Genomic DNA, 16,053 nt, shown 5'->3' on the forward strand with positions numbered 1-16,053 from the left:
GAGAAGCCGTATCCAACGACGGCCTGGCAACGTTGAGAGGGAAAGGCGGCGCGGCCCCGATGGGCAATGAGCGCTCTGCAAGCAATGCGGACATGGTGTTTGTCTCCGGAAGATTGGAATGCGTTGTCTGAAGCTCAAGCCTTGCGCATGGCCTGCGAAAGCCGCGCCTGCATCTCGGGCGAGAGAATGCTTTTGGGCAGCAGGCCGTGCATGGTCTGCAGCGGCTTGTTGGTGTAGACCGTCTGCAGTTGACGCGCAAACTTGGTGACGCGGAAGCTGCCTGCCAGGCTGAACAGCGAATAGGCTTCCGCGCGGCTCATCTCGAGTGCCGGAGCGCTCCAGTCGAGCAGCGCGCGCAGGCAGTTGACGAGTGCGTCGTCCAGCGTTTCGCCAAAGCCCATGCCGATCCAATGCGTGGGCGTTTCTGCGAGCGGTGCCACCAGCGTCTTGCGCTTGTGCAGCACGTATTGAATGCGCAAGTCTTCCATCGCGGTTTCCAGCGCGGTCTGGTTGACGTTGCCATCACCCACCGTGGCGTGCGAGTTCGAGGTCCACACACGGCCACCCGCATGGAACACAGGCAGAAACAGCGATGAGCCCACACCCAGTTCATGCAGCCCGAGCTTGCCGCCATATGGCCCACTCAAGATGCCGCTGACGGGCTTGTCGCCCGGTGGCTGCGTGGCAAACAAACCCTGGCCGGGATGCAAGTCCAAAGTGATGCCGGGGCAGAACTCGGTAGTTTTGCGATCTTCAGAGAACTTGAAATACTGCAGATAAGGCTGTTTGAAATCTTCCGGCAAGGTGCCGACGTTGACCGGCGAAGAGTTCCAGCCCCATCCGATCGGACGTGCCTTCAAGGTACGGATTTCGATCACATCGCCCACCTCCGCGCCACGCACAAACACCGGTCCGATGTTGGAATAAGGCCCCGCCGGATAGCGCCGACGGATCGGCTCGCGGTCGGCAAAGTTCATGCCGTACTTCGGCTCGTTGGCCCAGTTCAGCCAGGTGTTCGGGTAATGCACGATGTCGCCCGAATCGATGGTGACGGCCGCTTCTGCCGCTGGATCGAGCAGGCCCACGCGCACCGTCTTCTGGCTGCATTCGAGCACATGGGTGCGCGGTGCGCTACCGCCCGTCACGAGCGGCGCTGCGGTCGTTTTGTCGTGCGTTGTCGCGCAGCCTTGCAACACGGCGGCCGAGGCCAGACCCGCGCCGAGAAAGCCGCGACGCCCGAGATGCAAACGTGGCAATACGCGGTTGAAAGCTTCATCGTTTTGGGGCAGATCGACATGGTTCATTTGCGCACCTCGCTCGCTCCGAGTGCGCGAATGCCTGCGCGGCCTGCATCTTCATCCATCTGCGACGACGCGGCGCTCGCGCCCACGGAGCCGATGTAGACACCGTCCTTGAAGATGGGCAACGAGCCCTGCGCAGGGAACATCGGGCCACCGTATGACAGCGAACTGATCTGCCCGAACACGACCGAGTTGGCCTTGAAGCGCTCCAGCAATTCCTTGCCTGAAACGCCACCGGTGGCAGCGCTCGCAATCGCCTTGCCGCGCGCCACATCGAAGCTGCCGAACGGCACGCCATCCATGCGCGCGGCAGCCACCACATAGCCCGAGGTGTCCACCACCACCACGGAGATCGCGACCTTCTGCGAGACCGCATAGGCCACTGCGCCTTCGATCACCTTGTTGGCCTGCGCCAGCGAAATATTGGCCACCGCAATCGTGCCTTCCGGTTGCGCCGCCCAGCCAATGCTTGCGCCGCCCATGCTGACCGCTACAGCCAACGAAGTCTTGAGCAATGCGCTGCGGATGTTTGCAAGTGTCGTCATGTTGATTCCTTCCAATGGGAAAAATTGCTTTTGAAAATCATCAGAAGCGATGGCGAACGCCGAGCGCCAGAATGCGTTGCTCGATCAGCACGTTGCGCTGCAGATCGCGATAAGCGACCGCGTAGATGTCGGTGCGCTTGGACAGGTTGTAGTCATAGCCGAGCGACCACACGCGGCGTTGGCTCGGTGTTGCTGGGTTCACGTCATCAATGTTCGAGTACGCATACGCGGCAGTGAACTTGCCGGGGCCGACGGGCACGCCCGCGCTCAGTTCGTACACGCGGCGCTTCACGTCGAGGTTGGCGTTGCTGCGGAAGGTCTCCTTGCTGTCGTGCACCTGGCCGAACAGCTCCATGAAGCCGAAGTCGTATTTCAAACCGGCCATGTAAGCCTTCTGCTTGCGACCGTTGTCGTTGGCGTTCAGGTTGATCTGGCGCGTGCCGATGGCTGCGCCCCATGGGCCGTTTTCATAACGGACCACGGCATCGACTGCACGCGCCTGCCGTGCGTTCGGACCATCCGGAACTTCGGTACCGAACGAGTACAGGCCATCGAAGATGAAGCCGCCCATGTTCGGTGTCGTGTAGCGGATGCTGTTGTTGTTGCGCGTGTCGCCCTGCACATTGCCCTTGAACACCGTGGCGAACGATGGGCTGAATGTGGTCGATCCGGTCAACGGCGAGAAATTGCCGGTAGCCAGCGCATAGGGCGTGACATGGCGGCCAATGGTCACGGTGCCCCATTGTTTGGAGCTCAGGCCCACGATGGCCAGGCGGCCCCAGAACGAGTCCGCATCGTTGCGACCGTAGACGCCCGTGTCCACGCGGACGAAGGATTCGATGCTGAAGATCGCCTTCAGGCCCGAGCCCAGATCTTCCGAGCCCTTGAAGCCGATGAACGAGGTGGTCATGCCGCCCGAATTGACGACGCCGGTCGTCACGCCCGGTTTGCCTTCGGTGGCGGTGCGGACGGCACCGGCATAAGCGTCGACCACGCCGTAGATGGACACCTGGTCCTGTGCGTTGGCAAACTGGCAGAAAAGGCCGGCAACCAGCGCGGTTGCGGTAAGTGCGCGATGCTTCATCGAGTGTCTCCAAGGTTGGTATTTGTGTGCCACCACCGGGTTATCCCGGGAGGCTCGATGCACACCTGAAACGGCTGTCACATCGAGTGGTTCCGAGACTAAGTGGCACTGCCTTGAAGACCGCAACCGCAGTTTCCGGACTCTTACCCATTCGTCCGAAAAACAAGAAAGAAATGGCTTATTCGGACGATTCGGTAAGCGACAGGATGTCGTCGTACACAGGGTTTTCCGCAGCGTCCCTACACTGCAATCCAACCGCTGGACCGGTCCTGCGGATCGCCGGATTCACACATTGAAAATTGGAGACATTCATGCAAACGCCCTCTTCTCTCAGCCGACGTGCAGTCACCTGGGCCGTCACCGCCTCCGTGGTGACAGGCACTGCGGGCTTGCTCGCCACCCTCAACGCGGCGCATGCCCAGCAAGCGGCGCCCTACCCCACCAAGGCGATCCGCATCGTGGTTCCGTTCCCGGCGGGCGGCACGCAGGACGTGTTGATGCGCATGGTCGCCGAGCCGCTGGCGCAGCGCCTGAAGCAACCCATCGTGGTCGAAAATCGCGGCGGCGCAGCGGGCAACCTGGGTGCCGATGTAGTGGCCAAGGCCGCGCCCGATGGCTACACGCTGGGCCTGCTCAGCGGCGTGCACACGGCCAATTCGGCCTTCTATCGCAAGATTGCCTTCAACCTGGAAAAGGACTTTGTGCCGGTCAAGGCCATCGGCGAATCAGCCGTGCTGCTGGTCACGCATCCCAAGACGCCGTTCTCGACCGTGCCCGAATTTCTCGCTTACCTGAAGGCGAATCCCGGCAAGGTGCAGATGGGCAGCACCACCAGCTTCTCCACCGATCTGCTGAAAATGCAGTCGAACACCGACATCCAGTTCATTCCCTACAAGGGCGTCGGCGAAGCGCTGCAGGATCTGATCGGCGAGCGTCTCGACGTGGTGGTGGGCCCCAGCCTGCAACTCATTCCGCTGGTCAAAGAAGGCAAGGTGCGCGCTTTGGGTTTGGGCAGCACCCGCACGATTCCCGATCTGCCCAACGTCACCCCGGTAATCCAGAGCGTTCCCGGTTATGACGTCGGCATGTGGTTCGGCCTGTTCGCGCCCAAGGGCACGCCCGCTGCGGTGATCACGCGCCTGAACACCGAACTGACCGAGTGCTCAAGCAACCCGCGCTGCGCGACAAGCTCGCGCAACAGGGCATCGACCTGAGCTATTCCAGCGCCACGCCGGAGCAGATGAACACGCGCATCCACGACGAAATCGTGCGCTGGAAGGCGCTGGCGGCCAAGACCGGCAACTACGCGAACTGATAACGCAGCCGTTCATCCTGATCTCGGGTGGCGCAGACGCGGTTTCGTACATACTTGCGTCATGGACGAAACCGCATTGACTCTGCTGGCCCAACTCTCCGACACCCATATCCGCGAGCCGGGGCAACTGGCTTACGGCCGGATCGACACCGCACCTTATCTGCGCGACGCCATCGCCAGCATTGGCCGTTTGCCGCAACGCCCCGATGCGCTGGTCATCACGGGCGACCTCACGGACTTCGGCAGTGCTGCGGAGTATGCGCATCTCGCCTCGCTGCTCGCACCGCTTGGCGACATGCCGGTGTTCCTGCTTCCGGGCAACCACGACGAGCGCAAGCAACTACGCCAAAGTTTTCCAAAGCACCAATACTTGGGCGACGGCGAGTTCATTCAATACAGCGTGCCGGTCGGCACAATGCAACTGATCGCGCTCGACACGGTGACGCCCCAATCCCCCATGGGCAATCTGTGCAGCCAACGCCTCGAATGGCTGGAAGCAGAGCTGGACAAACAGCGCCATCGCCCCGTGGTGATCGCCATGCACCACCCACCCTTCCGCACGCTGATCAACAGCATGGACCACTACGGCCTGCAAAGCGGCGCGGCGGAACTGGAAACCATCGTCTCGCGCCATCCCAACGTGGAGCGCATCATCTGCGGGCATATGCATCGCAGCATTCAGGTGCGTTTTGGCGGAACCATCGCGGCCACCATTCCATCGCCCGCGCACCAGATCAACCTCGATCTGGCAGCCAACGCACCGTTGATGTGGACACTGGAGCCACCCGGTTATGCCTTGCATGCACTGCCCGAGGGTGGGCGCATGGTGACGCATCAGATCGCCAGCAGTGTGTTCGAGGGGCCTTATCCGTTTCGGTCGTGAAGGCCGCTGCCACGACGCACACGCCATAAGAAAAGACCTGCAAAGCGCCAAGCTCTGCAGGTCTTTTCAGTTTTGCCAATCAGCCGAAGAATCAGTTCTTCTGCGCAGCCAGCATGTAATCCACCGCCATGTTCGACAGCGCGCGCACGCCGTAGATCATCGACGACTCATCCGCGTAGAAGAGCGGCGAGTGGTTGTTGGGTGCGGTGTTCGGATCCTTGTCCTTGGGTGTCACGCCCAGATAGAAGAACATGCCCGGCGCTTCCTGCTGGTAGAACGAGAAGTCTTCCGATGCGGAGGACTTGGGCTGCACGCCGTAGTTGCCCTTGCCTGCCACGCGCTCCAAGGTGGGCGACATCTGGGTGACCAGATCGGGTGGGTTGACCACGGCGTTGTAGAGCTCGACCACACGCACCTTGGCCTTGGCCCCGGAGCTTTCGGCGATGTGCTCGGCCGTGTTCGCAAGGCGCTTGTGGATGTCCTTCTTCATGCCTTCGTCGTACGTGCGGATGGTGCCGATCATCGAGACCTTTTCGGGAATGATGTTCATGCGGTTGCCGCCGTTGATCGCGCCGACGGTCACCACGGCAGGCTCAAGGCCGATGTTGGCCTGGCGGCTCACGATGGTCTGGATGCCGGTGATGATCTGGGCGCTTGCGACGATCGGGTCGATGCCCGACCAGGGGCGCGCGCCGTGGGTCTGCTTGCCCGTCACGTCGATCCAGAACTGGTCTACTGCCGACATGGCCGGGCCCGGACGCCATGCGATGTAGCCTGCAGGATAAGCGCTCGACACATGCAGACCGAAGACGGCATCGACCTTGGGGTTCAGCATCGCGCCTTCCTTGATCATCTGCTTGGCGCCCCAGATCTTTTCGCCATCGGGCTCGAAGGTTGCGGGCGATTCTTCGGCGGGCTGGAAGATGAACTTCACGCTGCCGGGCAGTTGCTCCTTCATGCCCGCGAGCACTTCGGCCGTCGCCATCAGCATGGCGGTGTGCGTGTCGTGGCCGCAGGCGTGCATCACGTCCACTTCCTTGCCGAGGTACATGCCCTTGGCCTTGGAAGCGAACGGCACATCGACCTGTTCCTTCACCGGCAGCGCGTCCATGTCGGCACGCAGCGCGACGACCGGGCCGGGCTTGCCGCCCTTGAGCAGACCGACCACGCCGGTCACGGCTACTTCTGTCTTCACGTCCATGCCGAGTTTGCGCAGATGGTCGGCGACGAGCTTGGCCGTGCGGGTTTCGAGGTTGCCGAGTTCAGGATGCTCGTGAATGTCACGACGCCATGCGATGAGTTGCTGCTCGATGGCCTTGGCGCGCTGGTCGATCTGCGAGTGCAGCGTCTGGGCCTGTGCGGTCTGAATCGCAGCCACTGCGGGCTGCGCCGCCTGCTGTGCCTGAACACCGGCAGACAGCGTCAGCATCGTGAAAACGGCCAACGCGGTGCGCTTGATGGCATTGTTCTTGCAAGAGGATTTGTGATCGCTCTTCATCATGTCATGTCTCCAAAAAAGCAAAATCTGCACGCTCGTCATCTCGCTATGCATGAGGTGCGCCAAGCAGTGCAGTCGGGCCAACAGGCCGCGCACGATTGTAGGTGTCAGGTGGGTGGGTGCACGCTTCAAATGTCGCTTGCGCATTCTTCTTCCGACAAGTCTGCCTTCACGCTTCTCGAATGGAATGGGCGTGGTTTGAGGCGCGCAGCACGCGGTCACTCACGACCTTATGCAGGGAATCCCTGAATTCCACGTTGGACACATAACTGTCACATAGATGTAGACTTGAGCGACAGTGAAGCATTTGTTGAATCTTTTAGCCGCCATCGCGTTACTAGTGTGGGGAAGCCACCTCGTGCGAACCGGCGTGCTGCGCGTTTTTGGCGCAAACCTCCGTTCCCTTCTGGCCCGCAGCATGGGCAACCGCTTCACCGCGGCGCTCTCGGGCATGGGCGTCACGGCGCTGGTGCAGTCGAGCACGGCCACGTCGCTGATGACCTCGTCCTTCGTCGGCCAGGGCCTGATCGCGCTGCCCGCCGCGCTCGCGGTGATGCGCGGTGCGGACGTGGGCACGGCGCTCATGTCGGTGCTGTTCTCGGTCGATCTTTCCTGGCTTTCGCCGGTCTTCATTCTGGTCGGCGTGATCCTGTTCGTCACGCGCCAAGCCAGCACCGCAGGCCGCGTGGGGCGCGTGTTCATCGGCCTCGGCCTGATGCTGATGGCGCTCGAAATGGTGGTGCAGGCGAGCGAACCCATGTTGGCCTCGCCCATCATCAAGGCCATGCTCAACTCCATCAGCAGCGACATCTTCATGGAGCTGGTGATGGGCTGCGTGCTCGCGGTGGTGGCGTATTCCAGCCTCGCCATCGTGCTGCTGATCTCGGCGATGGCGGCATCCAATGTGGTGCCGGTCGATGTGGCGCTGGGCTTGGTGCTCGGTGCCAATCTCGGCAGCGGCCTGCTGGCCGTGCTGACCACCGCGAAGTCGGCCGTCGAAGTGCGCCAGGTCACCGTGGGCAACATGGTGTTCAAGGTGCTTGGCGTGATCGTCATGACGCCCTTCATCGGCGCGTGGATGAAGTATGTGCAGCCGCTGCTGCCCAACGTCGGGCAGAGCGTGGTGCTGTTCCATCTGGCGTACAACGTGATCATCAGCATCGGCTTCATCGGCTTCACGCAATGGGTGGCCGACCTGATGACCAAGCTGATGCCCAAGCCCGTCGAAGACAAGCCACGGCGTCCGCATCACCTCGACCCGTCCGCGCTGTCCACACCATCGCTCGCCATCTCCTGCGCCGCGCGCGAGGCGCTGTATCAGGCCGACGTGGTGGAGACCATGCTCACCGGCATGCTCGACGTGATTCAAAAGAACGACGAACAGCAGGCCGAACGCATCCGCAAGATGGACGACGAGGTCGACCAGCTCTACTCCGCCATCAAGTACTACCTCACCAAGATCTCGCGCGAGGCGCTGGGCGAGGAAGAAAGCAAGCGCTGGGCCGACATCATCAGCTTCACGATCAACATGGAGCAGATCGGCGACATCATCGAGCGCGTGATCATCGACATCGAAGACAAGAAGATCAAGAAGGGCCGCAAGTTCTCCGAAGCCGGCATGGCCGAAATCACCGAACTGCACACCCGCTTGGTGAACAACCTGCGTCTTGGCATGAGCGTGTTTTTGAACGGCAACGTGCGCGACGCCAAACGCCTGCTCGAAGAAAAAGTGCGCTTCCGCGACCTGGAACGCACCTACTCCACCACCCATCTGGCGCGCCTGTCGGAAAACACGATGCAAAGCATCGAGACCAGCTCGCTGCACATCGACCTGATCAGCGACCTCAAGCGCATCAACTCGCTGATCTGCTCGATCGCCTATCCCATATTGGAATCCGCCGGAGAACTGGTCCCCAGCCGCGTGAAGGCATTCAACGAAGCCTCTGCGGCAGCGGCCGCCGCACCTTCCACCACATTGGCCCAGCCCACCGGCGCAGTAGCCGACCACCGCCAACCCCGCAGCGCAATCTGACCCATCTCGCGAAATCGCGAGATGCAGCACGAGCGCAGCGAAGTGCCGAATCACACCTCTTCCAGACTGACTTGCGGCAAGCTGTTTGAACGGAGCGCCTACGGCGCGCAGTGAGTTTTGCCGCAGGTATTGAAAAGCGATTTTTGGTGACTTTTTGGCGCAAGCAAAAAGTTACTCGCCCGCCGGGGCGAGACCCGGCACCCGCTCTCAAACCAATCTCAGGCCTTGGAAGCCTTCCCCTCTTCCAGCTTCTCCGAAGCCTCGTCGGGACGACGCGCATACCTCTGCGCAATCACAGCACACACCATGAGTTGCATCTGATGAAAGATCATCAACGGCAACACAATCATGCCCGCTTCAGCAGAAGAAAAAATCGCCTTGGCCATAGGCACACCACTGATCAGACTCTTCTTGGAACCGCAGAACACGATGGTGATTTCATCTTCCTTGCTGAACCCAAGCAGACGCGACAACCAGGTCGTGAGCGTGAGCACCAAGGCCAGAATCACCGCGCACACCACCAGCAGACCAGCCAATGCCGTCAGCGGCAGTTGACGCCAGATGCCAGCAACCACCGCCGCGCTGAACGCCGTGTAGACCACCAGCAGGATGGAGCCCTGATCGACGACCTTGAGCAGCTTGGCGTTGCGCTTGACGAAGTCGCCGATCCAAGGACGCAGAAAGTGACCGGCCAGGAATGGCAGCAGCAGTTGCAGCATGATTTTGCCGATGCTGCCGAGCACGTCTTGCTGCGCTTCGCCCGCTTGTGGCAGCAGCAGTTTGACCAGCAACGGCGTGATCACGATGCCCAGCAGCGTGGAGCCCGAAGCGCTGCAGATCGCAGCAGGCATGTTGCCGCGCGCCATGGCGGTGAAGGCAATCGCCGACTGCACCGTGGCGGGCAGGATGCACAGATACAGCACGCCGGTGTACATCTGCGGCGTGACCAGCGGCTCCAGCACGGGGCGCAGCACCACGCCGATCACCGGGAAGACCACGAAGGTGGTGGCGATCACCAGCAGGTGCAGCCGCCAGTGGCCCACACCCGCGATGATGGCGTCGCGCGAGAGCTTGGCGCCGTGCAGAAAGAACAGCAGCGCGACGCAGACCGTCGTCAGCCCTTCGAAGAAATGGGCCGCCTGTCCGGAGACAGGCACAAAGCTGGCGAGCGCCACCGTGGTGACGAGCATCAGCAGAAAGTTGTCGGGAAGAAATCGGGAGCGAGCCATGACGAGAACCGGGGCCCAAGGGGCCTGTTATTGAGTACTGGGACCGGATTGGACCTGATCGGCCACACAAAGTAAAATCGATTTATCTGATAATTTCATGAGTCTGAATCATGAATGTGACCTTGCGCCAGTTGCAGGTGTTTCTCTCGGTGGCGGAAACGCGCAATTTCAGCCGTACGGGCGATCTCATCGGCCTGACCCAACCGGCGGTGAGCCGCAGCATCACCGAGTTGGAAGCGCAGCTCGGCCTGCAACTCGTGAACCGCACGACGCGCGAAGTCGAACTGACCGACGCGGGTCGCAGTCTCGCCACGCGGCTGCCGCGCGTGCTCGATGATCTGGACACCACGCTGCTCGATGTCGCAGGCATGGCGACCGCACGGCGCGGACGCGTGCGCGTGGCAAGCAGCCCCACGCTGTCGGCCAATCTGATGCCCGAATGCATTGCGCTGTGCCACGAACTGCATCCGGGCATGGAGCTGATGCTGCTCGACCGCGTGCAGAACGCGACGCTGGCCAGCGTGCTGTCGGGCGAGGTGGATTTCGGCGTGGTGATCGATCCCGAGGAACGCGAGGCGCTGACCTGCGAGACGATTCTGAGCGAGCCGTTTCTGCTGGCCTGCCCGAGCGATCATCGGCTTGCTCTGAAGAAAACGGTGAACTGGAGCGATCTGAATGGCGAGTCACTGGTGCTGCTCGATCACGCATCGGGCAGTCGGCGGCTGATCGACGATGTGCTCTCCAAGCTCGGCGTGCAATGCACGGTGGCGCAGGAAGTGGGCCACAGCACCACGATTTTTCGGATGTTGGAAGCGGGCTTGGGCGTGGCGGTGATTCCCCAAATGGCGCTGCCGCCGCAAGGCTTCGCCAAGGATTCCGGACTCACCGTGCGCCCGCTCACGCCGCGCATGGACCGGCAGGTGATGCTGGTGCAACGCCGCAATCGCGCGCTCTCGCCATTGGCGCAAACAGCTTGGCAACTGGTGCGCGAACAGGCGGCCAAGCTCGGTGATGCAAGCCCCGAACCCGCACGCAAAGTCTCAAATACGAAAACGAAGAAGGCTGCTCACCAGCCGAAGTAATCGGCCAGCAGCAACGCGGCCTCGGGCGTGAACTCGCCACGCGCGAGATGGTCGTGCACCACGGCGGTGGTCCACAACTCGAAGCGCTCGACCTCGCCATCCTGATTCGCGGGCTCGATATGAGCAGGCACAACTGCGCTGAACCAGTCGATGCGCTCGCGCATGTAGCCCGCGTTGTTTTCTTCTTCCGCAGGCTGCTGGAAGTCCACATGGCCGCCATGGCGCAGGCTCTGCAGATCGGCGATGCGCAGGCCCGCCTCTTCCCAGGTCTCGCGCTCCAGCGCCTGTTCGAGCGAATCGGCAGCCGACACCATGCCGCCCATCAGAGTGTCCCACATGCCCGGATTGTTGGCCTTGTTGAAGGCACGCTGCTGCACCCACATGCGGCCATCGGGCGCGGTGCCGATCAGGTGAACCGCGCAAGTTGCAATCGCCAAAGGCCGCACCAGCCCGCGCTCGATCATGCCGATGCGCTTGCCGTCTTCGTTGCACACGACCAGTTGCTCGTTGCGCCACGGGCCATTCAAACCCAGTTCGCGCATGGCCTGCGCGAGCGTGTTCATGGCTTGCGTGGCGTTGCCGTTGGCGCTTTGCAGATGCCACGCGGCATCATGAAAAAACAGGCGATGACCACCGGGCAGATGCTCGACGATGCGATCCATCACCACCGTTTCCACCGATCCCACATCCTCCCCATCAACCACGAACGGCATGCGCATGCGCAGCGTCGGGCGGTTGGCATGGGCGCGCGCAGCGGCCAGCCATGCGGGTGCGGTGGACGCTGCGGTCACTGCTGTTTCGTTCATGCTCAGTCCAGCGTCAGAATCGTCGAGCCCGTGGTCTTGCGCGCTTCCAGATCGCGGTGTGCCTGCTGCACGTCCTTGAGCGGATAACGCTGCTCGATGTGGATCTTCACCTCGCCGCTCGCGACCACCGCGAACAGATCGTCGGCCATGGCCTGCGTGGCCTCGCGCGTGCTGATGTGGGTGAACAGCGTCTGGCGCGTCACGTAAATCGAACCGTACTTTCCCAGAATCGCAGGCGCGAACGGCGGCACGGGGCCGGACGCGCTGCCGAAGCTCGCCATCAGACCGAACGGACGCAGGCATTCCAGCGACTTGTCCCAGGTGTCCTTGCCCACCGAGTCGTACACCACTTTCACGCCCTTGCCGCCGGTGATTTCCTTCACACGCGCGGCGAAGTCTTCGGTGTTGTAGTTGATGGCATGGGTCGCGCCGTTGGCGAGCGCCAGTTGGCATTTCGCATCCGAGCCCGCCGTGCCGATGAGCTGCAGACCCAGCGCCTTGGCCCATTGGCAAGCGATCAGGCCCACGCCGCCAGCCGCTGCGTGGAACAGCACAAAGTCGCCCTTTTCCAGACCTTCGACGGGACGCGCTTTCTTCAGCAGATACTGCGCCGTCAGGCCCTTGAGCATCATGGCCGCGCCAGTCTCGAAGCTGATCGCATCGGGCAGTTTGCAGACCTGCATCGCAGGCATCACGCGCGCTTCGCAGTAGCTGCCCGGCGGGTTGGCGGCATAGGCCGCGCGGTCTCCCACCTTGAGATGCGAGACGCCCTCGCCCACTGCCTCGATGACGCCCGAAGCCTCCATGCCGATGCCTGCCGGCATCTTGAGTGGATACAGCCCCGTGCGGTGGTACACGTCGATGAAGTTCAGGCCGACGGCCTTGTGGCGGATGCGGATTTCTCCGGGCCCCGGCTCGCCCACCTGCACGTCGACGAGTTGCAGTTCTTCGGGACCACCGTGTTGACGGATCTGGACGGCGAGGCTCATGGCAGGAATCTCCTTGTTCGTTGTGTGTTGGGACATTGCAGGGACATTGCAGGGACATTGCAGATGTTCGACTCCTATGCTGCCACGAAAAGAACACCCGCGCCCGCGTCGGCCCTCCCGCGCCGTGGAATGCAAAGGGTGGCCGCGCTCCCTACAATCCCCGTCTCATGTCTCAAAAAATAGCACCCGGCACCATGGCCATGCTGACGCTCGCGCCGCTCCTTTGGGCAGGCAACGCGGTCACCGGCAAACTGGTCCATGACCTCATTCCTCCTGCCACGCTGAATTTCGTTCGCTGGACACTCGCCTTTCTCATCCTGCTGCCCTTCGCGTGGAAGGCCGTGAGCCCATCGAGCCCCATGTGGCAGCACTGGAAGCGCTACTGCCTGCTCGGCCTGCTGGGTGTGGGCTGCTACAACGCGCTGCAGTATCTGGCGCTTGGCACTTCGACGCCGCTCAACGTCACGCTGGTGGGTGCCAGCACGCCGGTCTTCATGCTGTTCATCGGCGCCATGTTCTTCGGCGTGGCTGCACGGCGCGAGCAGATCATCGGTGCGGTGCTGTCCATCGTCGGCGTGGTGCTGGTGCTGTGTCGTGGAAGTCTGGAGCAACTGTTTGCACTGCGGCTGGTGGTGGGCGATCTCTATATGGTGCTCGCCGTGATCTCGTGGTCGCTCTACAGCTGGCTGCTGGTGCGCACCAAGGAGCCCGCCGAAATCCGCAATGACTGGGCCATGTTCCTGATCGCGCAGATGCTGTTCGGCCTGGGTTGGTCGGGTGCGTTCGCGGGCATCGAGTGGTCCGTCGGACATCACGAGATTCTGTGGAGCTGGAAGCTCGCCGCCGCCATGGCCTTCATCGTGGTCGGCCCAGCCATCATGGCCTATCGCTGCTGGGGTCTGGGCGTGCAGCGCGCGGGGCCAGTGGTCGCGGGCTTCTTTATCAATCTCACGCCGCTGTTCGCTGCCGTGCTCTCGCTGGCGCTGCTGGGCGAGGCGCCGCATCTCTATCACGCAGCAGCCTTCGTGCTGATCGTCGCGGGCATCGTGATCTCGTCGCGACGCTGACAAACACACTGACACCAAAGCGTCACAAATTCGTCAACGCGCTGTCACCCTCGCTTTCTAGCATCCGTGCCAGAGAGAGCAAGGGACGCGTAGGCGCATGAACGTACGCAGTCACCCAGCCATCCATCCCTTGCTTCTCGTTTCGATCTGCACGCATCCACCCACGCGGAGGTGCTGCATCAGTTTCACTACACCCAACGAAAAGCACGATGTCCCAATCCACACTGCTCTCCCGTCGCAAGACCCTGCAAATGCTCGCTGGCATCCCCATGTTGCCGCTGGGCGCAGGCGCCTCCACAGCCTTTCTGACCGCATGCGGTGGTGGCAGCGATAGCAGCAGCGTCGCATTCAAGTCCGTGAGCTTCACCAGCATGGCCGCGCCCACGCTGGCCACGCCCGCAGCCATGGCCACCACCACCGTCGGTTCGGCCCTGAAAGTGACCTTCGCTGATGACAGCACGCAGAGCTACAACCTCGCCTACCAACCGTTCTTCATCTCCGGCGACAAGGTTAGCGATGGCAAGGGCGGCACCATCCTGGCGGGCGGCTATCTCGACATCAACAACAAGCCCATCGTCGACGGCACCGTGGCAGGCAGCGAGCGCCAGTACTTCTCCGACGCACCGGACGGCACATCGCTGCTGACCGTGGCCGATGCCAAGGTCGATGGCGTCAAGGGCAAGCCCGTGTTCGCGGTCGTTCAGTTTGAATACACCACTTGGGCGCAAGACGGCAAGACCGACATGTACGGCAAGCTGCCTTCGCCCATCGCCGTGCTCACGCTCGACCAGGACCAGACCACCGGCAAGCTCAGCCTCGTCAAGTACCACAACGTCGACACCTCCAAGGTGCACGGCCTGTGGATCACCTGCGGCGCCAGCCTCTCGCCATGGGGCACGCACCTGTCCAGCGAAGAGTACGAGCCCGATGCCTTCAGCATCGCTTCGAACACCATGTTCAAGGCCTACTCCAAGAACCTCTACGGCGACGAAGCCAAGGCCAACCCGTACCACTACGGTCACATGCCCGAAGTCACCGTCAACAAGGACGGCACCGCCTCCATCAAGAAGCATTTCTGCATGGGCCGCATCTCGCACGAACTCGTGCAAGTCATGCCCGACCAGCGCACCGCACTGATGGGTGACGACGCCACCAACAGCGCCTACTTCGTGTTCGTGGCCGACAAGGAAAAGGACCTGTCCTCCGGCACGCTGTACGCAGCCAAGGTCGGCGCGGGCTTCTCCATCGACCCCGCTGCAACCACCGCTGCGGCGCTCACCTGGATCAAGCTCGGCTCCGCCTCCAGCGCAGAAATCGAGAACCTGGCCAACACCCTCAAGCCCACCGACATCATGACCGTGGTGAGCAAGGACCCAGCGGACACCAGCTACACAAAAATAGTCGCCAACGGCAAGACCGAGTGGATCAAGATCAACGCCGGCATGGACAAGGCTGCCGCCTTCCTCGAAACCCACCGCTACGCCGCCTTCAAGGGCGCGAGCCTGGGCTTCACCAAGATGGAAGGCACCACGGTCAACGCCAAGGACAAGGTGGCCTACTCTGCGCTGCAGAACTGCCAGACATCGATGGTCGCAGGCAACGCCGCCAACGTGCCGGGCAACGGCGTGTCCATCCCCAAGGCCCTGAACGCAGGCGCCGTGATGGCACTGAACCTGCGCGGCGGCCAAAAGGACACCGCTGGCGCTGCGATCAACAGCGAATGGGTGCCCGTCGACACCAAGGCACTGCTGGCCGGTGAAGACATCACCGCCGACGCCCTGGGCAACACCGGCAACCCCAACAAGATCTGCAACCCCGACAACCTCAAGTTCTCGGAAAAGATGCGCACGCTGTTCATCGGCGAAGACTCCAGCCAGCACGTGAACAACTTCCTGTGGGCCTACAACATCGACACCAAGACGCTCTCGCGCATCATGTCGATCCCCGCTGGCGGCGAATCCACCGGCCTGCACGCCGTGGACGAAATCAACGGCTGGACCTACATCATGAGCAACTTCCAGCACGCCGGTGACTGGGGCGGCATCCACGCCGTGGTCAAGGACACACTGGACCCGCTGATCAAGGCCAACTACAAGAACAAGGCCGGTGCGGCTGTGGGTTACCTGACAGGCACGCCGAAGCAGCCTTCGCTCAAGAGCTGATGCACTTGTGATCATTTGCAGCGCTTGACGCCATGCGCTGCGAGCATCAATCGACAAGAA

General features: G+C 62.0%; 13 protein-coding genes and 1 pseudogene. 7 read left to right on the forward strand and 7 right to left on the reverse strand.

The window, feature by feature from the left end; all coding sequences use genetic code 11:
- Positions 1-134 precede the first annotated feature (134 nt).
- The 3 genes from G7048_RS06480 to G7048_RS06490 are packed head-to-tail and all read right to left on the reverse strand — an operon-like array spanning position 135 to position 2,930.
- The gene (locus G7048_RS06480; RefSeq protein ID WP_166067347.1) at positions 135-1,304 is read right to left on the reverse strand and encodes an acetamidase/formamidase family protein; all 1,170 of its coding nucleotides are present in this window, start codon (positions 1,302-1,304) and stop codon (positions 135-137) included.
- On the reverse strand, positions 1,301-1,846 hold the full coding sequence (locus G7048_RS06485) for a heme-binding protein (RefSeq protein ID WP_166067348.1): 546 nt from the start codon (positions 1,844-1,846) through the stop codon (positions 1,301-1,303). Before G7048_RS06485 ends, G7048_RS06480 begins: the two co-directional genes overlap by 4 nt.
- Positions 1,847-1,886: 40 nt before the next feature.
- Entirely contained in the window at positions 1,887-2,930 is a 1,044-nt protein-coding gene (locus G7048_RS06490; RefSeq protein WP_166067349.1) for a porin, read from the reverse strand.
- A gap of 311 nt (positions 2,931-3,241) precedes the next feature.
- Here G7048_RS06490 and G7048_RS06495 point away from each other — a divergent pair, with 311 nt between their 5' ends.
- The 3 genes from G7048_RS06495 to G7048_RS06505 all read left to right on the forward strand — a co-directional run bounded on the left by G7048_RS06495 (position 3,242) and on the right by G7048_RS06505 (position 5,128).
- On the forward strand, positions 3,242-4,144 hold the full coding sequence (locus G7048_RS06495; RefSeq protein ID WP_166067350.1) for a tripartite tricarboxylate transporter substrate binding protein: 903 nt from the start codon (positions 3,242-3,244) through the stop codon (positions 4,142-4,144).
- A complete protein-coding gene (locus G7048_RS06500) occupies positions 4,090-4,245 on the forward strand; it encodes a hypothetical protein (RefSeq protein WP_166067351.1) in 156 nt (51 codons plus the stop codon). Before G7048_RS06495 ends, G7048_RS06500 begins: the two co-directional genes overlap by 55 nt.
- A gap of 61 nt (positions 4,246-4,306) precedes the next feature.
- Positions 4,307-5,128 carry a phosphodiesterase gene (locus G7048_RS06505; RefSeq protein WP_166067352.1) on the forward strand — a complete coding sequence of 274 codons (822 nt, stop codon included), beginning with the start codon at positions 4,307-4,309 and terminating at the stop codon, positions 5,126-5,128.
- A gap of 91 nt (positions 5,129-5,219) precedes the next feature.
- Here G7048_RS06505 and G7048_RS06510 read toward each other — a convergent pair whose 3' ends face one another.
- Positions 5,220-6,557, reverse strand: coding sequence for an amidohydrolase (locus G7048_RS06510; protein WP_166070831.1), 1,338 nt, complete (start codon positions 6,555-6,557; stop codon positions 5,220-5,222).
- Positions 6,558-6,924: 367 nt separating this feature from the next.
- On the opposite strand from G7048_RS06510, the pseudogene G7048_RS06515 reads away from it, so the two are divergent.
- Positions 6,925-8,556: pseudogene (locus G7048_RS06515) on the forward strand (Na/Pi cotransporter family protein); the annotation flags it as partial.
- A gap of 320 nt (positions 8,557-8,876) precedes the next feature.
- Here the strand turns inward: G7048_RS06515 and G7048_RS06520 are convergent.
- Entirely contained in the window at positions 8,877-9,887 is a 1,011-nt protein-coding gene (locus G7048_RS06520) for a bile acid:sodium symporter family protein (RefSeq protein WP_166067354.1), read from the reverse strand.
- A gap of 110 nt (positions 9,888-9,997) precedes the next feature.
- Here G7048_RS06520 and G7048_RS06525 point away from each other — a divergent pair, with 110 nt between their 5' ends.
- The gene (locus G7048_RS06525; protein ID WP_166067355.1) at positions 9,998-10,969 is read left to right on the forward strand and encodes a LysR family transcriptional regulator; all 972 of its coding nucleotides are present in this window, start codon (positions 9,998-10,000) and stop codon (positions 10,967-10,969) included.
- Here the strand turns inward: G7048_RS06525 and G7048_RS06530 are convergent.
- Positions 10,954-11,775 (reverse strand): NUDIX domain-containing protein, encoded by an 822-nt coding sequence (locus G7048_RS06530; RefSeq protein ID WP_166067356.1) that lies wholly within the window; start codon positions 11,773-11,775, stop codon positions 10,954-10,956. The two genes, G7048_RS06525 and G7048_RS06530, sit on opposite strands and share 16 nt — an antisense overlap.
- A 2-nt stretch (positions 11,776-11,777) precedes the next feature.
- The gene (locus G7048_RS06535) at positions 11,778-12,764 is read right to left on the reverse strand and encodes a quinone oxidoreductase (protein WP_166067357.1); all 987 of its coding nucleotides are present in this window, start codon (positions 12,762-12,764) and stop codon (positions 11,778-11,780) included.
- Positions 12,765-12,931: 167 nt separating this feature from the next.
- On the opposite strand from G7048_RS06535, the gene G7048_RS06540 reads away from it, so the two are divergent.
- Together G7048_RS06540 and G7048_RS06545 are read left to right on the forward strand one after the other, a co-directional pair.
- Positions 12,932-13,831 (forward strand): DMT family transporter, encoded by a 900-nt coding sequence (locus G7048_RS06540; protein WP_166067358.1) that lies wholly within the window; start codon positions 12,932-12,934, stop codon positions 13,829-13,831.
- 209 nt (positions 13,832-14,040) lie between these two features.
- Positions 14,041-15,993, forward strand: a complete 1,953-nt coding sequence (locus tag G7048_RS06545; protein ID WP_166067359.1) for a PhoX family phosphatase — start codon at positions 14,041-14,043, stop codon at positions 15,991-15,993.
- Positions 15,994-16,053 lie beyond the last annotated feature (60 nt).

Origin of the sequence: Diaphorobacter sp. HDW4B (assembly GCF_011305535.1) — a bacterium.
Classification (GTDB): domain Bacteria; phylum Pseudomonadota; class Gammaproteobacteria; order Burkholderiales; family Burkholderiaceae_C; genus Diaphorobacter_A.